The organism is Streptomyces sp. NPDC005820 (genome assembly GCF_040630255.1).
GTDB lineage: Bacteria > Actinomycetota > Actinomycetes > Streptomycetales > Streptomycetaceae > Streptomyces.
Map to the genome: position 1 here is coordinate 177,799 of NZ_JBEXXE010000009.1, position 23,959 is coordinate 201,757.

Below are 23,959 nucleotides of genomic sequence, written 5' to 3' on the forward strand. Positions count from 1 at the left end.
CAGAGCCGTTCCGGACCGGCCCGCGCCGAAGGCAGAACCGACCACAAGTGAACAGGGATATCTCCATGAACAAGAGACAACCGTCCCGCCGACTCGGCGCGCAGCTCACCGCGCTGACGCTGGCCGTCACGGGCGGGGTGTCGGTCCTCGCCGCGCCGCCCGCGCAGGCCGCGAGCGCCACGATCGGCGTGACCCTGACGACGTCCGACCTGAGCCAGGCCCTCACCCCGCAGCCGGGCATCGCCCTGGGGCCGGTGTCCTCGGGCAGTGTGAACCTGACGGTGGACGCCACACAGTCGTTCCAGACCATCGACGGCTTCGGCGCCGCCTTCACCGACACCTCGGCGTACCTCCTGCAGAACAAGCTCAGCGCCACCACCCGCGACCGGGTGATGCGCGATCTGTTCACCCGCGGCTCCGGCATCGGACTGTCCCTCATGCGGACACCGATGGGCTCCTCCGACTACACGGCCACACCGGCCGGCAGCCCCGGCACCTACTCCTACGACGACAACGGCGGCGTGGCCGACCCGAGTCTGGCGAACTTCTCCACCGCGCACGACGACGCCTACGTCGTCCCGATCATCAAGCAGGCCCAGGCGCTCAACCCGTCGATGAAGCTCTTCGCCAACAACTGGAGCCCGCCGGCCTGGATGAAGACCACCAACACGATGCTCGGCCAGGGCAACGGCACCCTGCGCTCGGACATGTACGGCCCGCTGGCGCAGTACTACGTGAAGTTCCTCCAGGAGTACAAGGCCAAGGGCGTCGACGTCTGGGGCGTCACCCCGCAGAACGAGCCGACGATCTCACCGTCCACGTACTCGGCGATGCTGTGGTCCGCGAGCAACGAGGCGACCTTCATCGCCGACAACCTCGCCCCGGCACTCCAGCAGGCCGGATTCGCCGACACCAAGATTCTCGGCGGGGACGCCGACCACGTGGACACCAACTACGCCAACACGCTGATGGGCAACCAGGCGGCCCGCAACGCGATGTACGGCACCGCGTGGCACTGCTACCAGAACGACCTCGGCAAGATGACCACCATCCACAACTCCTACCCGGACAAGCGGATCTACGAGAGCGAATGCTCCACCGGACCCGGCATCGCCCCCATGAACGCCGCTCAACTCGCCCTGGAATCCACCTTCAACTGGGCCAACGGCGCCCTGCTGTGGAACCTGGCGCTCGACACCGACGGCGGCCCGAAGATGGGCGTCGGCTGCACCAACTGCACCGGCCTGGTCACCGTCGACCAGGCCACCGGCAAGGCCACCTACACCGACAACTACTACCAGCTCGGTCAGTTCTCGAAGTTCGTCGTCCCCGGCGCGACCCGCATCGGCTACACCGACGGCGGCGGCATCTGGGCCCAGGCCTACAAGAACCCCGACGGCGGCGAAGTGCTGGTCGCCTACAACAACAACTCCTCCGCCACCACCTTCACCACCACCTGGAACAACGCCGGATCGTTCTCCTACACGCTGCCCTCGCACGCCACCGTCACCTTCACCCGGGGCGCGCAGACGGCCGCCGGCCAGATCGTCGGCCAGGGTTCGAACCGGTGCCTCGACGACACCGGCAACCCCGCCAACGGTGTCCAGCAGCGCATCTGGGACTGCGTGCCGGGCAGCGCCGACCAGCAGTACGTCTACTCGGCGAGCCGTGAACTCCAGGTCGGCGGCAAGTGCCTCGGCGCGAACGGCAACGGCACCACCGACGGCACCAAGGTCATCACCTGGGACTGCAACGGCGGCGCCAGCCAGAAGTGGACCTTCCACGCGGACGGCAGCGTCACCAACGACCTGTCCGGCCTCTGCCTCGACGTGACCGGCACGGCCACGGCGAACGGCTCCAAGATCCAGCTGTGGAGCTGCACCGGCGCCTCCAACCAGAAGTGGTCGGCCTCCAGCGGAGGCTGAGACGAACGACGCGAGGGACTGAAGGAGGCCGGGGAGGTCAATCCGGCGGAGGGCCACGGCTGTTGATCACAGCCGTGGCCCTTGATGCCGTGAGCCGGGTCAGGAGCTGGAAGTGGGGATCCTGTCCGTCCCGGGTGCGGCGGGCGAGGCGGAACGGGTGCGGGCAGCAGTGCGCTGGCGCTGGATGCCCATGGCGACCAGTACGGCGGTGAGGCCGAGGGAGAGGCCGAGTTCGAGGCGGTGTTCGGGCAGGAGGGCCATGAGGACGAGGACGGCGACGATGAAGGCGATGGTGGCCAGGGTCAGGTAGGGGAAGGCCCACATGCGTACGTCGGAGTCGTTGTCGTCGCGGCGGCCGGTGGCGTATTGGGTCAGGGCGATGACCAGGTAGGTGATCAGGGCGATCGCGCCGCTGGAGGCGATGAGGTAGGTGAAGACGCTGGGGAGGGCGTAGTTGGCGATCACCGCGACGATGCCGACGGCGGTGGAAGCGACCACGGCGGTGCGGGGGACGCCGGTCGTGGAGACTCTGCCGAACGCGGCGGGTGCGTCGTTGCGCTGTGCGAGGGAGAACGCCATACGGGATGCCGTGTAGATGGCGGAGTTGAGGCAGCTGCAGACGGCGAGGATCACGACCACGTCCATGATCCGGGAGGCGCCGGGAATGCCCATGCGGTCCAGGGCCGCCTGGTAGGAGCCGTGGGCGAGGTCGTCGGCGTTCCAGGGGACGAGACTGACCACGATGAAGATCGAGCCGAGGTAGAACAGGCCCAGGCGCCAGACGATGGCGCGGATGGCCTTCTTGATGTTCTTCTTCGGTTCGTCTGACTCGGCGGCGGCGATGGTGACGATCTCGCTGCCCTGGAAGGCGAACATGGCGGTGAGCAGGCCGGCGAGGATCGTGAAGCTGCCCTTGGGCGCGAATCCTCCCTGGTCCCACAGGCGGGACACGCCGCTGGTGTGGGAACCGGGCAGGGCGCCGGTGATGGCGAGGAAGCCCAGGATCAGGAAGCCGACGATGGCGATGACCTTGAGCAGGGCGAACCAGTACTCGAACTCCCCGTAGTTCTTGACGGAGAGGAGGTTGCTGGCCGTGAGCAGGGCGATGACGGCCAGGGAGGGGATCCAGGCGGGCACAGAGAGCAGGGAGCCGAGGATGCTTCCGGCGGCGATGGCTTCGATGGGGATGACCAGGACGTAGAACCACCAGTAGAGCCAGCCGATGGAGAAGCCCGCCCAGCGGCCCAGGGCGCGGTCGGCGTAGGTGGAGAAGGAGCCGGTGTCGGGGTTGGCGGCGGCCATCTCGCCCAGCATCTGCATGACCAGTACGACCAGGGCGGCGGCAATCGTGAAGGAGATCAGGACGGCCGGGCCGGCGGCGGCGATCGCGTTGGACGAGCCCACGAACAGGCCGGCGCCGATGACGCCGCCGATGGAGATCATGGTGACCTGGCGGCCCTTGAGGCCGGTGGCGAGTCCGTTCTGGGCTGGAGAAGGTCTTCGGGGCTGCGTCATGGTGTGTCCCTCAAGGGTGGGCGGCGGGGGAGGTGCAGGAGTGTGGGGGCGGGCAGCACGAACCAGCGTCTTCGCCGGGCATTGTGTGCGGGGCGAGAGGCCACGGCCCGGGCGCCTCCGGTGCTGCAACACGGTAGGAACTCCCCGGCCGTGGAACAACGGCCAAGTTTCTTCGCAGGTCCATAGCGTTCCGCTATGCCGAGCGGGGTGGTTCGCCCGTATCCGAGGCCCGTCGTCAGGGGCCCCGTGGGTGGCGGCGGCCGAACGGCAGTCGCCTATCCGGCGAAGAAGCGGCTCAACTGTCCGGTGGAGGCAGTGATCTCGGCTGTGCCGTGCGGACCGGCCTGGTGCTCGACGAGCGAGTCCCAGGCCATGCGGGCCATTTCCCGGGTCGCGGGGGACAGGATCTGGCCGCGCCGCCGGACCAGGGCAAGGGTGTCGTAGAGCGGCTCGGCGAACGGGACCGTGCGGAGGTTCGCGGGCATGGCGTCGGAGAGGGTGGCGGCCCGGCACATCACGGAGTCGCCGAAGCCCTCGCTGACCAGGGCGAGCGCGCTGCTGAGGTATTCGACCTCGATGACCGGCTCGATGCGCTGGCCCGCGAGCTGGGCCCGCTCGTTGAGCTGGCGTCGGGCCGGATCGGTGGTGGCGTAGTGGGCGTCGTACAGGACCAGCGGCACGCTGCAGAAGTCGTCGATGGTGGGCGGGGTGTGCGCGCGGGCGGCGTCGGCGGTCACGTAGAGGAGTTCATCGCGGGCCAGCGGCACGATGTCCAGGTCCTCGTCGGGGACGGGGAGGGTGACGAGACCGGCTTCGAGGGTGCCGAAGGCGACGGCCTGGGCAGTCTCGGCGCTGTTCTGCCCGACCAGGCGGATACGGACGTCCGGGTAGCGGGTGCGGAAGCGCTGGGCGAGGTTGGTGCGCAGGTAGTAGTCCGCGTTGCGCAGGAGCCCGAAAGTGGCTGTGCCCCCGGCGAGGTCGAGCTGGGAGCGCACGGCCTGGGCGCCGAGGCGGGCCGAGGCGACGGCCTGCTCGGCGTGGGGCAGCAGCTGCTCACCGGCGGCGGTGAGGACCAGGGAGCGGCCGCGTTGGAAGAGTTTCGTGCCGAGTTCGTCTTCGAGGCGGCGGATGAGGTCGGAGATGGCGGGCTGGCTCATCTTGAGTTCGTCGGCCGCCGCGGTGAACGTTCCCCTGGCTGCGGCTGCGACGAACGCCTGCAACTGCATCAGCGTCATAAGGAAACGCTATCACCAAGCCAAGAAGACTGTTGGTTGTGCTATAGCCAGGGCGATTCCTAGCCTGCCAGGAGGGCACCGGCCACGCCGGTTTCGCGTCCTTTCCTGTCAGGAGCCGTCAATGAAGAAGTACGTCAAGCAGTCCGCCGGATCCGCGGTGGTCGGTCCCTCCAGCGAGTCCGTCCGCGCGACGGTCGAGGCCGTGATCGCCGACATCCGCGCCCGCGGGGACGAGGCGGTACGCGAGTACTCGGAGAAGTTCGACCAGTTCTCGCCCGCCTCGTTCCGGCTGGGCCAGGACGACATCGACGCTGCGATCGCCCGCGTACCGGAGCAGACCCTCGCCGACATCAGGACGGTCCAGGAGAACGTGCGGCGCTTCGCCGAGCTCCAGCGCGCGTCCCTGCGCGACTTCGAGGCGGAGGTGACACCCGGGGTGCTGCTGGGACAGAGGAACGTGCCCGTCGACGCGGTCGGCGCCTATGTGCCCGGTGGCCGCTACCCGCTGCTGGCGTCGGCGCACATGACCATCACGACGGCCAAGGTCGCAGGGGTGAAGCGGGTCGCCGCCTGCACTCCCGCCCCCGGCGGGAACCTCCCGGACGCCTCGATCGCCGCCATGCACCTGGCCGGAGCGGATGAGATCTACCTGCTCGGCGGGGTGCAGGCAGTCACCGCGCTCGCCGTCGGCACGGAGACGATCGAGCCGACCGACATGCTGGTCGGTCCTGGCAACGCCTTCGTCGCCGAGGCCAAGCGGCAGCTGTTCGGGGAGGTCGGCATCGACCTGTTCGCCGGCCCCACCGAGGTCCTCATCGTCGCCGACGAGACCGCGGACGCGTTCCTCACAGCGGTCGACCTGCTCAGCCAGGCCGAGCACGGCCCGGACTCGCCCGCCGTCCTCATCACCACCTCCGACACCCTCGCCCACGACGTGCTCGCCGAAGTCGACCGGCAGCTGCAGAACCTGCCCACCCGCGAGGTCGCCGGCGCCGCCTGGCGCGACCACGGCGAGATCGTCGTCGTCGACAGCCTCACCGAGGCGTACGCGCTCGCCGACGAGTTCGCGAGCGAGCACGTCCAGATCTTCACCCGCGACCCGCGCGAAGCCCTTCGGGCCATGACCAGCTACGGCGCGCTCTTCCTGGGCGAGAACACCTGCGTGTCCTTTGGCGACAAGGTGATCGGCACCAACCACGTCCTGCCGACCCGGCTCGCCGCCCGCTACACCGGCGGACTGTGGGTGGGCAAGTACCTCAAGACGGTCACCTACCAGGAGATCGCCACCCTGGACGCGTCCGCCGAGCTCGGCGAACTCCTCGGCCGGGCAGCTCGCGCGGAGAACTTCGAAGGCCATGCCCGCTCCGGCGACGCCCGCGTCGCCCGCGCCCGGGGCACCCGCCCCGACTGGGCTCCGAAGGGCGGGACCGCGTGACCACCACGGCTCCCCGTACGAGGCGAGAGCACGACCTGCTCGGGGACCGAAACGTCCCCGAGCAGGTGTACTGGGGCATCCACACTCTCCGCGCACTGGAAAACTTTCCCCTGTCCGGCGAACGCGTCGGCGACGTACCCGACCTGGTGCGCGCCCTCGCCCTGGTGAAGAAGGCCGCAGCGCTCAGCAACGCCGGCCTCGGACTGCTCCCGCATCGCACGGCCTCCGCCGTCACCGCCGCCTGCGACCGCCTCGTCGAGGGCGAGTTCCACGACCAGTTCCCCGTGAGCCTCGTGCAGGGCGGCGCCGGCACCTCGACGAACATGAACGCCAACGAGGTCATCGCCAACGTCGCCCTCGAACATCTCGGCCACCCGTGCGGCACGTACACCGTCATCCACCCCAACGAGCACGTGAACCTCGGTCAGTCGACCAACGACGTCTACCCCACCGCCCTGAAACTGGCGGCGATCACGGCCGCCCACCGCCTCATCGACGCCCTGGAGCACCTCGAGGAAGCCTTCGCCCGCAAGGCACACGAGTTCAGTGACGTCGTCAAGGTCGGCCGGACGCAGCTCCAGGACGCCGTCCCGATGACGCTGGGCCAGGAGTTCGGCACCTACCGGGTGATGGTCGCGGAGGACGTCGCACGTCTGCGGGAGGCGCTCGTCCACCTCCACGAGATCAACCTCGGCGCTACCGCCATCGGCACCGGGCTCAACGCCCACCCCGACTACGCAACAGCCGTACGCGAGCACCTCATCGCCCTGACCGGGCTCCCGCTGGCCACCGCCCCCGACCTGGTGGAAGCCACCCAGGACTGCGGCGCCTTCGTCCTGCTGTCCGGCACCGTCAAACGCGCCGCCGTCAAGCTCTCCAAGATCTGCAACGACCTCAGACTGCTGTCCTCAGGCCCCCGCACCGGACTCGGCGAGATCACCCTGCCCGCCCGGCAGGCCGGATCGAGCATCATGCCCGGCAAGGTCAATCCCGTCATCCCCGAACTGGTCAACCAGGTCGCCTTCAGCGTCATCGGCAACGACACCACCATCACCATGGCCGCCGAAGCCGGCCAGCTCCAGCTCAACGCCTTCGAACCGGTCATCGCCTCCTGCCTGTTCCGCAGCATCGGCCACCTCACCGAGGCCGTCACCGCGCTCTCCGACCGCTGTATCGACGGCATCACCGCCAACACCCCGCACCTGGCCCGCCTCGTGGACAACAGCATCGCCACGGTGACCGTCCTCAACCCGCACATCGGCTACCAGGCCGCCACCGACGTCGCCACCGAAGCCCTGGCGACCGGCAGGCCGGTCACCCGGATCGTGCGCGAGCGCGGCCTGCTCGACGACCACACCATCGACGAACTCCTCCACCCCGCCCGACTGGCCCACGGCGCCCTTCCGTAGCCCCGACCGGCACCCGGCACCCGCCACGTCCCGCACGCCGGCACCACGGCGCGCGGGGTGCAAAGCCGGCCCTGGCCGACCCGGCGCGAGCGAATGGTTGGACATCTCCTGCCCGAACAGATCGACCGCGAGGTGGCAGCCGGTTTGGCAGGAGCGGGCGCGGCCACCGCCCGCTCCTCGGCCGGGCCGGGCCGGGCCGGGCCGGTGCGGTCAGGGCAGCCTGCGTCACCGGCTCGTCGCGCAGCACACGCACCGCGGGGGCCTGACGAGGTTCCGGCAGTGGCTTGCCGGCTCTGTCGAGGTGGTCCTCCTCGGGGGACGCGTCGTTCACGCCGGTCGTACGAGTCCACTGTCGTAGGCGAAGATCACGGCCTGGACGCGGTCGCGGGCGTCGACCTTGGCGAGAATGCGGCTGATGTGGGATTTGACGGTGGATTCGGCGAGGTGGAGGCGTTCGGCGATCTCGGTGTTGGTCCAGCCGGTGGCGATGGCGGTGAGGACCTCGCGCTCCCGCTGCGTGAGGTCGGCGAGCCGGCGCTGTTGCCGGGGGGTGTGGCCGGGGAGGCGGTCGCTGAAGGCGTCGATGAGTTTGCGGGTCAGGCCCGGTGAGATGACGGCGTCGCCCGCGGCCACCGCGCGGACTCCGGCGACGAGTTCCTCGGGCAGCGCGTCCTTGAGCAGGAAGCCGCTGGCGCCGGCGCGCAGGGCGTCGTAGGCGTACTCGTCGAGGTCGAAGGTGGTGAGCACCAGGATGCGGGAGCGGCCACCCGACTCGACGATGCGGCGGGTGGCCTCGATGCCGTCCATGCCGGGCATGCGGACGTCCATCAGGACGACGTCGGGACGCAGTTCGGCGGTCATACGGACCGCTTCACCGCCGTTGGCGGCTTCGCCGACGACGGTCATGTCGGGGTGCTGCTCCATGAGCATGCTGAAGCCCATGCGTTGCAGGGCCTGGTCGTCGACGATGAGTACGGTGGTCATGAGAGGTGCTGCTCCGGGGAGTTGGCCGGTGGGGTGGGGACGAGGGACGCGTGGACGGTCCAGCCGCCCTGGGCGTTGGGGCCCGCGGTGACGGTGCCCTGGTACAGAGCGGCGCGCTCCCGCATGCCTACCAGGCCTCGGCCCCCACCGGTGCGAGCACGACCTGCTGTTCGGGAGCGGGGCGGGCCGGTGTCCTCGACCGTGACTCGTACGGTGCCGGGGCCGTCGCAGATGGACACGCGGACGGATGTGTGGGGAGCGGCGTACTTGACGGTGTTGGTCAGTGCCTCCTGGACGATGCGGTAGACGGAGAGCTGGAGGCCCGGGGCCAGGCCGGTGAGGCTGCTTCGACAGTCCAGGGTGACGGCGGGGCCGGCGGCGCGGACGCGTTCCAGCAGCACGTCGAGGTCGGCCAGACCGGGCTGCGGCGCGAGCGGGGCCTCGTGGGAATGGCCGCTGTGGTCGCTGTCGTCGCCGATGACGGCGAGCAGGCGGCGCAGTTCGGCCAGGGCGTCGCGACCGCTGGTGCTGATGATGCGCAGCGTCTGGGCGCCGCGTTCGGGTTTGGTCTCGGTGAGTCCGGCGGCGCCGTCGGCGAGGCCGACGATGACCGCGAGGGTGTGGCCGAGGATGTCGTGCATCTCTCGGGACACACGGGCACGTTCCTGCGCGGTCGCCAGGCGGGCCTGCTGGTCGCGTTGCTTCTTCAGGGCATCGGTGTAGGCGTGGGCCAGCCGGACGAGCAGGCCGACGGCGGCGAACCCCGCGGCGGTGATCATCGCCATCAGGGTCACGGGCGCCGGACGCGTGAAGTACTCCAGTTGTTCGCCGGTCCAGAAGACGTTCGCCCATGCGGCGAGTTGCACGGTGGTGACGCAGATGGCGACGGCCACCTGGCGAGGGGCGCAGTGGCGGCCGACGTTGAACAGGGCCACCATCCGTGCGAGTTCCGAACCGGTCAGCACGCCCATGGGGAGTGACGCGATGGAGGCGGCGGTGGTGAGGGCGAAGACCAGCATGGGCCGGCGCTCCCGCCACAGCAGCGGGATGCAGAAGGCGAGGATGAGCGGCAGCGTGGGATCGCCGATGTTGTACGGATTGAAGTAGGCGTCGATGCCGCCCGCGGCGCAGATCAACGGGACGCCCCAGCGTCTCACCCGGGGGTGGGCCCGGTCGGCCCTCGCCCACGAAGCCAGCCGGGAGATGACCGAGACGATCACGCGCTGTTCGGGATCGCCTGTCAAGGTCTCCAGGGTCAGGCGTTCGTCTCGACGAGGGTCGGGAGCGGGGGCGCTCGGTGCGGTCACGCGACGGGTCCTTCACGGTGGCGGGAGCCGCCCGCCGACCCGGGGGGATCGGGCCGACGGGCGGGGCTGGGGAGATGGCCGACGGGCCGGCCCGTAGGGGTCTGCGGCTGGATCCGGTCAGTTCTTGCGGGGCAGTTTGTTCCGCAACTTCCCGACTATCGAGGCTTTCGGTTCGGTGGTGCCGGCACCATTGGCGATGTCGCCGCTGCGCGGGCCGCGCTTCTTGATCCCGGACAGTACTCGGATCCTGCCGCGGTGATGCCGGGGGATCGTCGACGTGACCGCAGCCGTGTCCGAGTCGTCCGAGCCGTGCCCGGAGCCGTTGAGGGTGACAGAGGGCGGAGCGGTGTGACTCTGCTCGTTCGCCCGGCCGGCGGCCACGCCCACGAGCACGGGCTCCGGTGCGGTGCTCGTCCGCTCGGCGGCCAGCGCCCGGCGGAGCTTCTCGCCCTCGACGTCCACGTCGGGCATGACCCGGTCCAGCCACTTGGGCAGGGCCCAGGCGCGTCGGCCGAGCAGAGCCAGTACTGCCGGAACGATGGTCATCCGGACGACGAAGGCGTCGAAGAACACGGCGGAGGCGAGTCCCAGGCCGATGGACTTGATCAGTGCCGCGTCGTCGAGGAGGAAACCGGCGAACACCGAGATCATGATGATCGCCGCGGCCGTGACCACCCGTGCGCTGTGCCGGAAGCCCTCGACGACGGCCTTCGTGGGGGCGGCGCCGTGGACGTGTTCCTCCCGCATGCGGGAGACGAGGAAGACCTCGTAGTCCATGGCGAGTCCGAAGACGACGCCGATCAGCAGGATGGGCAGCATGCTGATGAGCGGGCCGGTCTGGTCGATGCCGAAGAGGCCCTTGAACCAGCCCCATTGGAAGACGGCGACCAGGAGACCGAGCGTGGCGAACACGCTGAGGAGGAAGCCGAGGGTGGCCTTGATCGGGATGAGGATCGAGCGGAAGACCAGCAGCAGGAGGATCATCGCCAGGCCGACCACGATGGCCAGGTAGGGGATGAGGGCCTGGGAGAGCTTGGCGGAGACGTCGATGTTGACGGCGGTGAGTCCGGTGACCATCAGGTCCGCGCCGGTGTCCTTGTGCAGGGCGGCGCTCCGGTCACGGATGTCGGTGACCAGGTCCTTGGTCGCCTGGCTGGTCGGCGCGCTTTCGGGGACCACGCCGATCAGGGCGACATCGCCGCCCTGGTTGAAGGCGGCGGGGCGCACCGTGGCGATGTCGTCGAGCTTGCCCAGAACGGTGCCGGCCTGTGCGGCGGCGGTCTTGGGGTCGGCACTGTCGCGTGCGTCGACGACGACGATCAGCGGGCCGTTGAAGCCGGGTCCGAAGCCTTTGCTGAGGGTGTCGTAGGCGACGCGCTGGGTGCTGTGCGGGGGCTTCATGGAGTCGTCGGGCAGGGCCAGGCGCAGCGACATGGCGGGGAGGGCCAACAGAGCCAGGCCGACCACGGAGACGGCGAGAACCTTGACCGGGTTGCGGGTGACGAAAGTCGCCCAGCGCACGCCCATCGCGTCGCCCTCGCCCCGCTCCAGGGCCTTCATACGGCGGGTCAGCAACCTGTTCTTCATGATCCGCAGGCCGGTGAACCCGAGGACGGCGGGCAGCAGGGTCAGCGCGATGACGACGGCGACGGCGACGGCGAAGGCAGAGGCCAGTCCCATGGAGGTGAGCGACTGGATGCCGATGACGCTCAGGCCGCTCAGCGCGACGATCACGGTCAGGCCCGCGAAGACCACCGCCGAGCCGGCGGTGCCCAGGGCCCGCCCGCAGGCCTCCTCCGGGTCGTGGCCGTCGCGGATCTCGTGGCGGTGGCGCGAGACGATGAACAGGGCGTAGTCGATGGCCACGGCCAGGCCCAGCATCAGCGCCAAGGTGGTGTCGTTGGAGCCCACGTCGACGAACTGGGTGGCCAAGGTGATCGAGAGGACGGCCGTGGCCACGCCGAGGATCGCGGTGAGCAGGGGAAGTCCGGCCGCGATCAGCGAGCCGAAGGTGATCACCAGGGCGACGGCGGCGACGGCGAGGCCGAGCAGTTCGGCCAGTTTGCTCTGAGCCGCGTCCTCGACGGCGTTGCCGCCCAGGCTCACCTTCAAGCCGGCCTTCTCGCCCTGGTCGACGACCTCGGCCTGGACTTTGTGGGCGGCGTCGCCGACATCGGCCTGGGCGACCTTGTACGTCACCTGGGTGTAGGCGATGGTGCCGGACTTGCTGACCTGGCCGTCGGCGAAGGGGTCGGTGACGCTCGACACCTGCGGCGACTTCTCCAGCTTCGCCACCAGGGACTCGATCCGGCTCCTGTTGGCGCCGGAAGTCAGCCTCTGCCCGCTGGGGGCCTCGAAGACGACCCGTGCGTCGGCGCCATCGGCCGAGGCCTGCGGGAACTCCTTCTGCAGCAGGTCGATCGCCTTCTGCGACTGGGTGCCCGGAAGAGTCAGACCCTCCGTGGTCTTGCCGGTGGAGCTCATGGCACCGCCAGCGACAGCGGCCAGAACGGCGATCCACAACATCAGGACAAGGCGTCGTCGCCGGAATGTCATCCGGCCGAGCCGATAGAGGAAGGTGGCCACGGATTACTCCCACCAGGAGAAGAGATCATTTGCGTGAGCTGAGGGCCTGATCGACCCGTGACCTCAAGCTAGGAGCGGATTTCGGCGCGCCCTGCCCCCTGCGGGACGGAATCCCGCGAAGACGCCTAGTACCGCGGTACGAACGCTTTTGGCCTCCGGCTCCCCCTGCGGCGGGATGCGGCCCGGGGGACCTGCGGTTCCGCGAAGCCGGCACCGCCTCGACCTCGGCGCGGATGTCCGCCAGCCAGGCCCTCTCCCAGTCGATCCGGTCGATCCCGTGCTCAAGGGGCAAACGGCTCCAGTGCTCCGCCCGTGCCGATGCCAGTACCGCGGTTCTCTCCCGGTCCCCGGCCAGCGCGTTGTCCCGGGCGTCCAGGATCCGGAGCTGTTCCTCGGGCGTCAGCCAGTCGAAGTGCACCAGTCGCGCCATGAACTCCCGTGCGTTGTCGACGGTGTCTTCGGGGAGTTCGGCCGGCATGTCGTGCAGGAGTTCACGGCCGACATCGGTGATCGAGTAGATGTGGCGAGGTGGTGTGCCTTCGGCCAGGAGAAGGATGTCAACCCACATGGTGCGAGGTCACCGTGACCCAGGTTGCCGTGACCGAGCCCGGCCGACGGTGTCAGCCGCCCACCGCGCGCAGAACGGCGTCGGCCATTCCTTGCTCGCCGCGCGCGTTCGGGTGGACGGCAGCGGCCGGGCTGCCGGGCCGGAGGGGCTCGATCCAGCGGGTGTTCCCGGGGGAGCAGGCGTCGTGGCCGACCGACGGTGCATAGGTGTCGACATAGGTCGATCCGGCCGCCTCGGCCTGCTCGCGCAGCATGGTGTTGAGTTGCCGCTCCTTGTCGTGCAGGTAGGTCGCGTCGCCGGGTGCGAGGGGGATGTCGCCGTCGCAGCCCTTTCCCTCGGCGGGAACGATGGCCGGATATCCGACGACGTAGACCCGCGCCTTCGGCGCACGTCGCTGGATCTCGTCGAGGGCTGTGGAGAGTCGCCGCCCGGTGGCGTGTATCTTCCGTGCCACTTCGTCCGTGCCGTCGTCGACGTAGGCCTTCTTGCAGGGTGCCTTGTCGGAGAAGACGCGGCCGCTGCCGGTCGCCCGGTACACCATCCCCGCCGTGACACACATCGTGACCGTCGAGCCGAAGCCGACGTCGTTGCCGCCCATTCCGAGGGTGACCAGCCGGGTCTGCTCCGAAAGGGCCGAAAGCTGGGCGGGGTTCACACCGTTGGCGGTGGTCTGCGGCGCGGTGAGGCTGGCGATCGTGGCGCCGCTGCAGCTGACGTCGCGGAAGTCGGCGGCCCTGATGCCGAGTTGCCGTGCCACGAGGGAGGGGTAGTTGTGGTCGGAGCGGTCGCAGCCGGCCGGCCTCCCGGTCTGCTGGGCGATCTTCGGACCGGAGGTGTAGGAGTCGCCGAGTGCGACATAGGGGCCCGGCTGCGGTCGCTCGTCCTTCTTGTGGCTGCCGTCGCTGCTGTCGCCGTCCGGCCGTCCGATGATGACTGCGGTGAGCAGAACGCCACAGCTCATGATCCCGGCCAGACCCATACGTGCATACGATCCCATGGGTTTCTCCCGTCATTGACACAGAGGCTCGACTGCCTTGCGGACACCCGGCGCCCAGGGGACATGAACGTGGGCTGGGACTGCGCCGGGAGCGGGACCGGCAGGGTCGGCGAGGACGTGTACGACCCTGCCGTCAAACTAGGCGTGCAACCGGGTTTGTCCTTGGCACCACGGGACCGAATACCGCTGCGTCGCGTAGTACCGGGGTACGAAGCCCCCGTTGACTGAGGGCGGAGGCGCGGTCGGAACGCGCCCGCAGGTTCCCGGCCGGACGCTAGGGGCAGTCCGCGTTCTTCGCCCACCGGCCCGGGCAGTGGGTTCGTGCCCCGGCGGCGGTGCGCCGGCCGACGGGAAGGTCCTCGCCGGCGGTTCACATGTTGATCAGCAGGACGTAGACGCCGGTGCCGACGCCGACGCTGAGGATGGTGCGCCGGCCGAAGGAGAGGTGGACGGCGATGGTGACTATGGTGGCGAGCAGGGCGTACCAGACGCCGTGCGCGTCCTTGGTGATCGTGCCGTGCAGGGCGGTCACGGCCAGGATGGCGAGGATGCCCACCGGCATCCACACCGACAGCCGCTGCACGACGGCCGAGCCGCGCAGCCTGCCGAGCACCGCGAACGGCACGCCGCGCAGGGCGAGTGTGATGGTGAAGACGATCGCCAGCACGGCGATCAGGTACGGGGTGCTAGGCATCGGCGGTCTCTCCGGTTGAACGACGGGCGGTGAGGGCGTGGCGGACCAGGAGCAGGCCGACGAACAGCAGCAGCGCGGTGAACATCGCCAGATCAGGGGTCAGGGCGAGGGCCAGGGCCACGGCGGCTCCCGCGAGCAGCAGTGAGGGGATCTCCCGGCGGGAGCGGAAGGCGTCCAGGGTGAGCACCGTGAACAAGGAGCACAGGGCGAATTCCAGGCCCTTGATGGGCGCGGGCAGGGCCGCACCGAGGGCCACACCGACCAGTCCGCCGCCGACCCAGTAGATCTCGCAGGCGATCTGCATGGCCAGCAGACGGGGCGCCGAGCGCTCCGCTTCCGGCAGCGAGGCGTTGACGGCGTACGCCTCGTCGATCATCGCGTAGACCGCGTACGCCTTCGCGACCGGGTGCTTGACCAGGTGCAGGGGGAAGGAGAAGGCGTAGAAGATGTGCCGGAAGTTGACCACGAGCACGGTCACGGCGACCGCGGCGAGCGGGGTGACGGTGGCCATCATGCCGACCAGCAGCAGCTCCAGCGAGCCGGCGAACGCGGACACGGAAAGGGCCGGCGTCAGCCACCAGGGCAGACCGGCCTGGAGTATGAGCAGGCCGAGCGCGATGCCGAGGGGAAAGATCCCGAGGCCGGCCGAGAAGGAGTCGCGCACCCCGGCGGTGATCTGCTGTCGCCGGGTTGCCTGGCCCGAAGGCCGCTCGGGGGCGGCGGTCGTCCGGGGGGACACGTCTTGTCGCATGTGTCCATCGTCCCGTGAATCCCGTGGCATGTGGTTGCAAAAATTGCCCATCCAGGCCCCGTCGGTGCAATCTATTGGATGTGGATGCGATCGACTGGGCAATCATTGCCGAGCTGGAGCGGGATGGCCGGCTGACCAACGTGGAGCTGGCGCAGCGGGTCGGGCTCACCACCGGCCCGTGCCTGCGGCGTGTGCAGCGGCTCGAGGCCGACGGGGTCATCCGGGGCTACCGGGCGGTGATCGACCCTGCGGCCCGGGGCCGGTCCTTCGAGGTGCTTCTCGACCTGAGTCTGGAGGCGCAGGACGCGGAGACGGTGGAACGCTTCGAGCAGGCGCTGACGCAGGCCGAGGAGGTTCTGGAACTGCGGAGGCTGTTCGGCACGCCCGACTACTTCGTACGTGTGGCGGTGGCCGACCTCGCGGCGTACGAGACCTTCCTCAGCCAGCGGGTCATGACCATCCCCCGAGTCAAGAACGTCACCTCGCACTTCACGATGAAGACCGTGAAGCCGAGCCGGTAGCGATGACGGTGACCGGATGCGGGGGCGGGTGCAGCCGCCGTGTCCGCCTTCGATGAGTGCGTGGACGAGGGCGGCGATGCCCAGGACGGCCAGGACCTGGCCGGGGATGTCGAGCTTGCCGTCGGGGCTGCGCGATCCGGCGACGAAGACGGCCACGGTCATGGTGACCACGGCGAGGACGGCAGTCGACGGGGCCGGCGGCGACGCCGATGCCGGAGGGGGCCGCCCAGGCGGTGATTCGGCTGCAGGCCACGTAACGCAGGCGGCGCGCCCTCGTTCGTCGCGGTCACAGGTCTCCGGTGGCACCTACGACACTGTCGCCGGCCCCACCGACTCTCGTGCCCTCGACCACATGCGCACGACGTGCGTACATCTCACCGAGTGCCGCATCCAGGCCGAACACTGGCTTCAGCGGGAAGCCGCCGACCAAATCGACCAGCAAAGGCTGCCCAGATCAGCTGGGGATCTTCACCTGCACGCTGGCGACCAGGCGGCGGATTCCGTCGGCGTAGTACGCCTCGGGGTCGGCGCACTGTGCAAGGGCGTCGGCGGAGGCGATCAGGCGTGGATGGCGCGCCGGGTCCAGGGCCAGGAGGCGAGCCCGGCGTTCGCGTGTCCCCTGGGCATGGACCTGCTGGTCCTCCGTGCCTGCGCCGCGCCCGGGTTCACCGGCCACCAGGGCGACCAGCGCCGTGAGCAGGTACTGGCTGCCCGCGCCGGCCCCCTCCGGAGTGTGGCCTGCTTCGCCGAGCCGGGCCAGCACACACTCGACGATGTCCAAGCCGGCCTCGCAGTCCAGGATGCGGCGAGCCGCCAAGGGAGCGAGCACGGGGTGGGCACGCAGCACGGTCACGAACGCGGTGAGAACTTCTTCGAGATCCTGCCCACCCTCGTCCAGCGATCCGCCCGGGAGCTGCACGTCGCCGAGCAGTGTGTCTCCCAGCGCGTCGAGCAGGGCGTCCTTGTCGTTGAAGTGGGCGTAGATGGCCATGGGCGTGACACCGTGCCGCTGGGCCAGACGTCGGATCGTCACGGCTTCCAGGCCCTCGGCATCGGCCAGCTCGGTCGCGCCGGCCACCAGGACCGGACGGGACAGGCCGGCCCGACGCCCGCGGCCCTTCGAGGGGGAGGTCATGGCGGTCTCCGCTTCCTTCCTGACACGCGTACGCCCTGGTTGCGACAGGGCCTACCCACCGTACGCGATACGAGAGCGGCACTACTCAGGGCATCCGTACGACGACCTTCCCCTTGGCCCGGCCTGCCTCTATGTAGGCGAAGGCGTCCGCTATCCGCTCGAGCGGGAAGGACCGGTCCATGACAGGCCGCACGTGCCCTTCGTCGACGAGCCTGGCGAGGAAACGCAGGTCGGTTCCACTGGCCCGCATCATCATGAAGCGGTAGCCGACGTCGTGGGCCTTGGCCTGACGGCGCAGCTTCGCACTCATCACGCTGAACATGGCGGTGATGACGAAGCCCGCGCCCAGGTCCTTGCGGGCGGTGAGGGGCTCGGGCACGCCCCCGACGGACACCACCTTCGTGCCGGGCTTGACGATGCCGAAGCTGTCCGTGAGATCCTGCCCGCCGACCAGGTCGAAGACGCCGTCGACGTCATGCAGGACGTCCTTGAAGCGAGTGGTCCTGTAGTCGATGACGTTCTCCGCGCCCAGTGACCGCACCAGCTCCTCGCCGGCGGGCGAGGCCGTGGTGGTGACGTGCGCGCCCATCCACACGGCGAGTTGGATGGCGAGCGTCCCCACACCCCCCGCACCGCCGGAGATGAAGATCCGCTGCCCCCGCCGTACGCCCATCTCGTCACGGAGCGCCTGCAGTGCCGTCAGACCGGCCAGCGGCAGTCCTGCGGCCTGCTCGAAGTCGAGCTTCTCGGGCATCGGCGCCACCAGATCGGCTGAGACGGCTGCATAGGTGGCGAAGGCCCCCAGACGATTCGGGTCGACCCGGGCCATCACCCTGTCGCCGACCGCGAAATCCTTGACGCCGTGACCCACCTCTTCCACGACGCCGGCCAGCTCGGAGCCGGCCACACTCGGCAGGGCCAAACGGTTGATCAAGCGCAACTGGCCCTGTCGTATCTTGTGGTCCACGGGGTTCAATCCCGCCGCATGCACACGGATCAGGAGATCTCCGGGGCCCGGGACGGGCCGTGCCACCTCCCGCAATTCCATGACATCCGCGTCCCCATACCTCGTCATGACGTATCCCTGCACTCCGCTGCTCCTGTCCGTGTGGCCATGGCCGGTGCCGGGCAGCTTCGGTGCTCGGTCTCCGGCGACTATATATGTATAGCGTACATGTACGGCGTACATATGTGGTTGCGATAGACGGTGAGGCAGGTCCGGACGCATCACGAGAACGCGCGGCAGTTCGCATACGGGAGCTGACCTGGGCTCCGCCAGGCGGAACGCCGCACGCGACAGAAGGCGCGGGTCGACGGCTCCGGGTTCGTGAGCGGTGTCCGGCTTGTCAGTCGAGGGGCCGCGCCGAGGGGCCAGGGCGGAGACGGGCCTCCAAAGGCGTCAGGGAGTCACCGCAGTCTGCGTGCTGAGCCTCCAAAGGGGGGCCCTGAGGGTCCGCCGTGTACCGATCGCCCCACCGCTTGAGGGCGATCATCACGGGCCACAGATCCCAGCCCTTGCGCGTGAGCCGGTACTCGTACCGGGTGCGACTGCCCGGCTCGCGGTAGGCGACGGTCTCCAGGATCCCGGCCGAGACCAGTTTGCGCAGCCTGTCCGCCAGGACGGCCTCGGACAGTCCGATGTGCCGCCGGATGTCGTCGAGGCTGGCTTCGCGCCGCCCCGGGATTCACCCTGGAGGAGGCCGAGCACGGCCGGGCGGTCCTCGTACTGGTGCCGGGCGAGGAGCACTGCAACCCGATCGGCGCCGTCCATGGCGGCGTCTTCGCCTCACTCATCGACTCGGCGGCCGGCTGCGCTGTGCAGTCCGTGCTGCCCCAGGGCACCGGATGCAGGTCGATCGACCTGACCCTGAAGTTCCTGCGCCCGATCACCGTGGACACCGGAAGGGTCCGTGCCGTCGGCACGGTCCTCAACAGCGGCCGCCGCACCGCCCTCGCCCAGGCAGAGCTCCGCGACTCCGCCGACCGGCTGCTCGCCCACGCCACCAGCAGCCGCATGCTCTTCCCGGTCCCGTCCCGCTGACCGACGTGGGCGGTCGGAACCTCGCAGATCGTGTTGTCCGCCGGTGTGCCGCATGGATGCGCATGGCGACCTGCGGCCGCTGTGATGCCCCTTCTTCGCGCACCGCGCACCGCGCACCGCACGCCTTCGGCGACGATCGCGCTGTGGTGACGGAAGGCCGGCGCCAGGTACTGAACGCACGAAACACTTTCGGAAACACACCGGTGACATGGCGGCGTCGTGTCCCAATAATGTCTCCAGCCGGATCAGGTGTCACTGAGCCGCAATTTGTTTTTCTCAGCCGTCGCCCCGCGGCCGGTGGAATGGTCTTTCCACGTCTCATGACCGCTAGTAATGAGCTCAGAGGAAAGGTGACAATGCAAAAACCGGTACGGAAGGCTTTTGTCGCTGCGACGGCCACAGCCCGTGGCGGGTAATCCGTCCACGTGCAACAAGAAGCCCTGCGTTCTCTACCCGAAGTCGGCGCAGTTGCCGGGCGGTCGGATCGTGGCCGGGTTCGAGAACAGCCAAGGCGCTCCGGTGGGGCAGACGCTGCCCGTCTACAAGAGCGACGACGACGGTACGACGTGGCAGAAACTGTCGGACGTAAAGGCTCCCGCCCATATGTCCAGCGATCCTCAGTACGCGAAGTACACGAGCAACTGGACGAACCCGTATTTCTACGTCCTCCCTCAGAACGTCGGAAACCTGAGCGCGGGCCAGCTGCTGCTCGCGAGCGTCGTCTCGGGGGACGACTACTACTACCAGGAGCGGAAGGCCGCCGACCCGAACTGGACGCCGACTGGAGACGGCGACCGCAAGGACGTGGCGATCGCGCTGTACTCCAGCATGGATCAAGGCACAACCTGGAACTTCCAGAACATCATCGCCACAGGGGGCTGGGCCGGCTCGGTACTCTCGAACGCCAACACCGACGCACAGAAGGATCCGGTCTGGGAGCCGTATCTGGAGGCCCGGGGCGGCCGACTCGTCGCCTACTACTCCGACGAGAACGACTACCTCGGCTACGACTCCGGCATCGGGGTACCGACCCTGGACCCGGACAACGACACGGCGACGGACTCGGGCGGCCAGATCCTCGCGCACAAGACCTGGAACGGCGTGAGTACGTCCTCCTGGAGCGGGCCGGTCGTCGACGTTCCGGGTACGACCGTGAACAACAACGGCAAGACGGAGATCGGCGGCGGCCGCCCCGGCATGACGACGATCGCGCCGACCACCGACGGCAAATGGCTGCTGACCCACGAGTACTGGGGCGGCGGAGCCAACGTCCGGTACCGGATCGCGGACGACCCGCTGAGGCTCTACGCGGGCACCGACGGCGCGATCACGTCGCTGCCCGTGCCCGCGGGCGCGCGCCGGCGACAGGCGGCAGCCCCGTGCTCATGCCCATGCCGGACGGACGGATCGTCTACAACGCGGCCGGCAGCGCCGGCGTCTGGGTCAACGAGTCCGGTCTGAGCAGTGGCTCCTGGAAGGAATACCAGACGCCGATCACCTCCGGGTACAGCCGCAATCTCCAGTACGTCGAGGGCACGGGACGCGTTCTCATCCTCCAGGCCGGGTTCTCCGGCGGGGGCACGGGGCCCGTGCGCTACGCCGAGGTCGACCTCGGCCGCTCCCAGGGCACCTACAACACCCTCGTCAACCGCTTGACCGGTCAGGCCCTCAGCCCCGCCGGCGGGAAGACCCAGGACGCGAACCTCACAGGAGACGTCCCCGACCTCGTCCTGGCGAACCGCAATTCCTCGGACGACACACAGCGCTGGCATCTGACGCCCAACGGCAGCAACGTGGACGTGCTCAACAAGGCCGGCGGTCGAGCGGTCGCCATCTGGACCGGCAGCGCGACAGCCGGGCAGAAGCCGGCCCAGTGGGTCGACGACGGAGCCACCGACAAGCAGTGGACGCTGGTCCCCTCCACCGACGGCTACTACAAGCTCCGCTCGGTCCGCGACACCAGCCTGTACATGACCGGCGCGACCGCTGGCGGCTCCGTCACCCTGGGGACGTCGACCGGGGACGGTTCGCAGGACTGGCAGCTCGTCGAGGATCCGCTTCCGACTGCCGGAACCTTCACCCTCAAGGGCGCCAACTCCGGCCGCTGCCTCGACGTGCCTGGCGGCCAGACGGGTGTGCAGGTCCAGATCTGGGACTGCTCGGGGAACGCGAACCAGACCATCACCCGGACCACCGCCGGCGAACTCCGCGTCGCCGGCAAGTGCCTCGCCGCGGAAGCCGACGGCACCACCGCGGGCACCAGGCTGATCCTCTGGACCTGCAACGGCAAGACCAGCCAGAAGTGGTGGTTCCGACTGGACGGATCGTTCATCAACCGCTCCAACGGCCTGGCCATGGACGTCACCGCCTGGGCGACCGCCAACGGCTCGAAGGTGCAACTGTGGACCGCTCTCGGCAACGCCACCCAGAGGTGGAGCCGAAACCAGTCCCACACCAGCGGGGCGCGCGGCCGCGCGCCCCGCTGTTCCACGTTCGGTTGGCGCCGCGACAGCACCGCACGGTGAGCGGCTTTCCCGTTCGGCGTCAGGCCAGTGACACGATCACCGTCGCCGGCGTGTCCGGCTGGAGACGCACCGTGTGCCGCTGATCGGTGCCCCGTCGGCACATGACGACGACTTCCCGTGCACGCGGGGAGGTGAGGACGGTCCGTGCGACGCCCTTGTCGATGTCCCAGGTCAACTCGTCGACGCACAGCCCGGCGCGTGTGCGGATGCCGCGCAGGCTGCCGCTTCGCCATTCCGGAGGGAGGGCCGGCAGCAGTTCGACGGTCCCCGGTCGGGAGTCCAGCAGCAGTTCCACGACGACGGCGGGCAGGCAATGTGCGGCGTCCGCGTTGTAGATCTCCAGGTTCGGGTTGTGCGAGGTCATCAGCGACCGGAAGAGCATGGCGCGACCGAGGATCTTGAGGACGTTCGTCCTGGCCGTCTCGCCGTCCTTCAGGCGCGCGGCGACGAGGGCGCGGTGCAGGCTGCCGTGCGCGGACATGTTCTCGTCGCCGCGGCGCAACAGCGCCTCACGTGCGGCCACGGCCAGCTCTGGGGTCCCGTCCGGGGTGATGTCGTGCAGGGGCCACACCGGGTAGAGGTGGCTGATGTGCCGGTGGTCGTCGGCGATCTCCAGTCCCGGCCACGCCCACTCGGCGATCGCTCCGCGCCCGTCGACGCGGTACGGCGGCAGCCGCTCCGCCAGCGCGCGCCATCGGCCGACGGCGGTCTGCTCGATGCCGAGGTGCGCGCAGACCTCGGCGGCGGTGGTCAGTGCGTGCCAGGCCGCGGCGACATCCATGGTGGCGTTCACCCCGGCCACGCCCCGGACGTCCTTCGGGCCCACCTCCGGCGAGTAGGACGGGACGAGGACGACCCGCCCGTCGGCGTCCTCGCGGGTGAGGAAGTCCTCGAAGAAGACGGCGGCTTCGACGAGCCATGGGGCGAGCGTGTCGGAGAGGAAGTCCTCGTCACCGGTCGCCTGCCAGTACTCGTACAGCGGGAACAGCAGCCAGTCCGCGCCGGCCACCCACATCGCCCAGGGCCAGTCGTCGTCGAGGTGGAACAGCAGCCCGTGCTCTCCGTCGGTCCGGCTGGGGGCGAGGAGACCGCGGGTGCCGTAGACCGTGCGGGCGTTGGTGCGCCAGTCGTCGATCTGCCCACCGATCAGCGCGGCGTACGGCTTGATGAGTTCGGGCATGCCGGTGAGGACCGCTCCGGCCATCTGGAGGTTGATGTTGGCGTCGGTGGTGTAGTCGCCGGACCAGGCGGCGCCCCATGCACCGAGCCACAGTCCGGTCAGCCTGGGCGGGAGCACCCCGCTGGAGCTGAGCAGCAGGTAGCGGCCGGAGTGGAACAGGGCCTCGACCAGCGCGCCGTCCAACGACTCGGCATCGGCGCGGGCGGTCAGCTCGCCCACGGGGAGGCCACGGTCGCCGGCGGGCACGCCCAGGTCGAGTTCGGCACGGTTGTACAGCTCGCCGTGGACGGGCGCATGGCGGGCGAGCAACGCGTCGTAGTCGGCAGGCAGCTCGGCCAGGTGTGCGAGGAGCGCCTCGACGCGGGGAAGGGGCGCTGACCGGTCCATCCGGGTCAGCACCACGACGCGTGCCGCTCCCTCGACACGGGCCACGTCCCCCTCCACCGTGATCCGGCCGCCGCTGATCACGACCCGGGACACGCCTGCGAATCCCGCAGCACCGGGCCCCGGCGGGTACACCCCCACGATGGCGAGCGACGCCTCCGCGTCCCCGGCGGCATGCGCGGACGTCGAGAGGGTGACTTCGGAAGGTCTGCCGGGCAGCTCTCCGGAGAGCCGTATGGACAGGGCGAGTCGGGGACCGGTGATCTCGACGACCGCGACGGCATCGGTCCGTGAGACGAACGCACGCCGCGCCCAGTCCCGCTCCCCGTCCGACCAGGTGACACTCACCTCGCCGGTGGTGAAGTCCGTGACCCGCCGGTAGCCCCGCACAGGGCCTTCCACGGCCTGGGCGTCCAGGTGGAGCACATGCCCTGGGTGGAACGGCTGGGTCCAGGCCAGCGCCCTGCCGTCGGAGAACGCGCGCTGGGCCCGCTCCCGTTCCCCGGCGAGGAGCAGATCGCGGACGTGCTCCAGGCGGTCGGCGACGGCCGGCGGTCGCATTCCGAGGGACTCGTTGGGAAGGACGTAACGGTGGTGATTGTGAACGATCCTCTCCCGGTGGGGATGCCCGAACACCATGACCCCGACCTCGCCGTTACCGGAGAGGAAGGCGTCCTCCCAGCGGTCGGCGGGTCGGGTGTCGTGGATGCTGTGCACCGGCATTCCGGGCCTCCCGAAAGTGACGCGCCTGAGCGGCTCGAACAGGC

The 23,959-nt window shown here is 69.4% G+C and carries 16 protein-coding genes and 3 pseudogenes; 6 read left to right on the top strand and 13 right to left on the bottom strand.

The window, feature by feature from the left end:
* Positions 1 to 65: 65 nt before the first annotated feature.
* On the top strand, positions 66 to 1,925 hold the full coding sequence (locus ABZ464_RS13565; protein ID WP_359275409.1) for a ricin-type beta-trefoil lectin domain protein: 1,860 nt from the start codon (positions 66 to 68) through the stop codon (positions 1,923 to 1,925).
* Positions 1,926 to 2,024: 99 nt separating this feature from the next.
* On the opposite strand, the gene ABZ464_RS13570 is transcribed toward ABZ464_RS13565, so the two are convergent.
* The gene (locus ABZ464_RS13570; RefSeq protein WP_359275412.1) at positions 2,025 to 3,440 is read right to left on the bottom strand and encodes an amino acid permease; all 1,416 of its coding nucleotides are present in this window, start codon (positions 3,438 to 3,440) and stop codon (positions 2,025 to 2,027) included.
* Between the two features lie 275 nt (positions 3,441 to 3,715).
* Entirely contained in the window at positions 3,716 to 4,675 is a 960-nt protein-coding gene (locus tag ABZ464_RS13575; RefSeq protein WP_359275415.1) for a LysR family transcriptional regulator, read from the bottom strand.
* Between the two features lie 121 nt (positions 4,676 to 4,796).
* Between ABZ464_RS13575 and hisD the strand changes: the two genes are divergently transcribed.
* Both hisD and ABZ464_RS13585 read left to right on the top strand, forming a co-directional pair.
* Positions 4,797 to 6,110, top strand: a complete 1,314-nt coding sequence (gene hisD / locus ABZ464_RS13580; protein WP_359275418.1) for a histidinol dehydrogenase — start codon at positions 4,797 to 4,799, stop codon at positions 6,108 to 6,110.
* Positions 6,107 to 7,519 carry an aspartate ammonia-lyase gene (locus ABZ464_RS13585; protein ID WP_359275420.1) on the top strand — a complete coding sequence of 471 codons (1,413 nt, stop codon included), beginning with the start codon at positions 6,107 to 6,109 and terminating at the stop codon, positions 7,517 to 7,519. Before hisD ends, ABZ464_RS13585 begins: the two co-directional genes overlap by 4 nt.
* Before the next feature lie 327 nt (positions 7,520 to 7,846).
* Here ABZ464_RS13585 and ABZ464_RS13590 read toward each other — a convergent pair whose 3' ends face one another.
* The 7 genes from ABZ464_RS13590 to ABZ464_RS13620 form a co-directional block, all read right to left on the bottom strand.
* The gene (locus ABZ464_RS13590) at positions 7,847 to 8,503 is read right to left on the bottom strand and encodes a response regulator transcription factor (protein WP_359275422.1); all 657 of its coding nucleotides are present in this window, start codon (positions 8,501 to 8,503) and stop codon (positions 7,847 to 7,849) included.
* Entirely contained in the window at positions 8,500 to 9,810 is a 1,311-nt protein-coding gene (locus tag ABZ464_RS13595) for a histidine kinase (RefSeq protein WP_359275424.1), read from the bottom strand. The genes ABZ464_RS13590 and ABZ464_RS13595 overlap by 4 nt, the downstream gene beginning before the upstream one ends.
* A 117-nt stretch (positions 9,811 to 9,927) precedes the next feature.
* Positions 9,928 to 12,396 (bottom strand): MMPL family transporter, encoded by a 2,469-nt coding sequence (locus tag ABZ464_RS13600; RefSeq protein ID WP_359275427.1) that lies wholly within the window; start codon positions 12,394 to 12,396, stop codon positions 9,928 to 9,930.
* 25 nt (positions 12,397 to 12,421) lie between these two features.
* On the bottom strand, positions 12,422 to 12,964 hold the full coding sequence (locus ABZ464_RS13605; protein ID WP_359275430.1) for a hypothetical protein: 543 nt from the start codon (positions 12,962 to 12,964) through the stop codon (positions 12,422 to 12,424).
* 52 nt (positions 12,965 to 13,016) lie between these two features.
* Positions 13,017 to 13,961 carry an SGNH/GDSL hydrolase family protein gene (locus ABZ464_RS13610; RefSeq protein ID WP_359275433.1) on the bottom strand — a complete coding sequence of 315 codons (945 nt, stop codon included), beginning with the start codon at positions 13,959 to 13,961 and terminating at the stop codon, positions 13,017 to 13,019.
* A gap of 370 nt (positions 13,962 to 14,331) precedes the next feature.
* Positions 14,332 to 14,655 (bottom strand): AzlD domain-containing protein, encoded by a 324-nt coding sequence (locus tag ABZ464_RS13615; RefSeq protein WP_359275435.1) that lies wholly within the window; start codon positions 14,653 to 14,655, stop codon positions 14,332 to 14,334.
* Positions 14,648 to 15,406: an AzlC family ABC transporter permease gene (locus ABZ464_RS13620; RefSeq protein WP_359275438.1), complete on the bottom strand. Its 759-nt coding sequence runs from the start codon at positions 15,404 to 15,406 to the stop codon at positions 14,648 to 14,650. The genes ABZ464_RS13615 and ABZ464_RS13620 overlap by 8 nt, the downstream gene beginning before the upstream one ends.
* Before the next feature lie 80 nt (positions 15,407 to 15,486).
* Between ABZ464_RS13620 and ABZ464_RS13625 the strand changes: the two genes are divergently transcribed.
* Positions 15,487 to 15,927: an Lrp/AsnC family transcriptional regulator gene (locus ABZ464_RS13625; protein WP_359275441.1), complete on the top strand. Its 441-nt coding sequence runs from the start codon at positions 15,487 to 15,489 to the stop codon at positions 15,925 to 15,927.
* A gap of 454 nt (positions 15,928 to 16,381) precedes the next feature.
* On the opposite strand, the gene ABZ464_RS13630 is transcribed toward ABZ464_RS13625, so the two are convergent.
* From ABZ464_RS13630 to ABZ464_RS13640, 3 genes and pseudogenes are all read right to left on the bottom strand, one after another.
* Positions 16,382 to 17,062 carry a helix-turn-helix domain-containing protein gene (locus tag ABZ464_RS13630; protein ID WP_359275443.1) on the bottom strand — a complete coding sequence of 227 codons (681 nt, stop codon included), beginning with the start codon at positions 17,060 to 17,062 and terminating at the stop codon, positions 16,382 to 16,384.
* 85 nt (positions 17,063 to 17,147) lie between these two features.
* Positions 17,148 to 18,290, bottom strand: coding sequence for an NADP-dependent oxidoreductase (locus ABZ464_RS13635; protein ID WP_359275446.1), 1,143 nt, complete (start codon positions 18,288 to 18,290; stop codon positions 17,148 to 17,150).
* 118 nt (positions 18,291 to 18,408) lie between these two features.
* A pseudogene (locus tag ABZ464_RS13640) lies at positions 18,409 to 18,720 on the bottom strand (helix-turn-helix domain-containing protein); the annotation flags it as partial.
* Positions 18,721 to 18,746: 26 nt separating this feature from the next.
* On the opposite strand from ABZ464_RS13640, the pseudogene ABZ464_RS13645 reads away from it, so the two are divergent.
* Both ABZ464_RS13645 and ABZ464_RS13650 read left to right on the top strand, forming a co-directional pair.
* Positions 18,747 to 19,103: pseudogene (locus tag ABZ464_RS13645) on the top strand (PaaI family thioesterase); the annotation flags it as partial.
* 405 nt (positions 19,104 to 19,508) lie between these two features.
* Positions 19,509 to 21,544, top strand: a pseudogene (locus ABZ464_RS13650) (RICIN domain-containing protein); the annotation flags it as partial.
* Positions 21,545 to 21,647: 103 nt separating this feature from the next.
* On the opposite strand, the gene ABZ464_RS13655 reads toward ABZ464_RS13650, so the two are convergent.
* A complete protein-coding gene (locus ABZ464_RS13655; protein ID WP_359275449.1) occupies positions 21,648 to 23,915 on the bottom strand; it encodes a glycoside hydrolase N-terminal domain-containing protein in 2,268 nt (755 codons plus the stop codon).
* Positions 23,916 to 23,959: the final 44 nt, after the last annotated feature.

Excerpts from the sequence above, each read along its gene's own strand:
- ABZ464_RS13565 (WP_359275409.1), top strand. The coding sequence starts at position 66 with ATGAACAAGAGACAACCGTCCCGCCGACTCGGCGCGCAGCTCACCGCG.
- ABZ464_RS13570 (WP_359275412.1), bottom strand. The coding sequence starts at position 3,440 with ATGACGCAGCCCCGAAGACCTTCTCCAGCCCAGAACGGACTCGCCACC.
- ABZ464_RS13575 (WP_359275415.1), bottom strand. The coding sequence starts at position 4,675 with ATGACGCTGATGCAGTTGCAGGCGTTCGTCGCAGCCGCAGCCAGGGGA.
- hisD (WP_359275418.1), top strand. The coding sequence starts at position 4,797 with ATGAAGAAGTACGTCAAGCAGTCCGCCGGATCCGCGGTGGTCGGTCCC.
- ABZ464_RS13590 (WP_359275422.1), bottom strand. The coding sequence starts at position 8,503 with ATGACCACCGTACTCATCGTCGACGACCAGGCCCTGCAACGCATGGGC.
- ABZ464_RS13605 (WP_359275430.1), bottom strand. The coding sequence starts at position 12,964 with ATGTGGGTTGACATCCTTCTCCTGGCCGAAGGCACACCACCTCGCCAC.
- ABZ464_RS13610 (WP_359275433.1), bottom strand. The coding sequence starts at position 13,961 with ATGGGATCGTATGCACGTATGGGTCTGGCCGGGATCATGAGCTGTGGC.
- ABZ464_RS13615 (WP_359275435.1), bottom strand. The coding sequence starts at position 14,655 with ATGCCTAGCACCCCGTACCTGATCGCCGTGCTGGCGATCGTCTTCACC.
- ABZ464_RS13620 (WP_359275438.1), bottom strand. The coding sequence starts at position 15,406 with ATGCGACAAGACGTGTCCCCCCGGACGACCGCCGCCCCCGAGCGGCCT.
- ABZ464_RS13630 (WP_359275443.1), bottom strand. The coding sequence starts at position 17,062 with ATGACCTCCCCCTCGAAGGGCCGCGGGCGTCGGGCCGGCCTGTCCCGT.
- ABZ464_RS13635 (WP_359275446.1), bottom strand. The coding sequence starts at position 18,290 with ATGCGTCCGGACCTGCCTCACCGTCTATCGCAACCACATATGTACGCC.
- ABZ464_RS13655 (WP_359275449.1), bottom strand. The coding sequence starts at position 23,915 with ATGCCGGTGCACAGCATCCACGACACCCGACCCGCCGACCGCTGGGAG.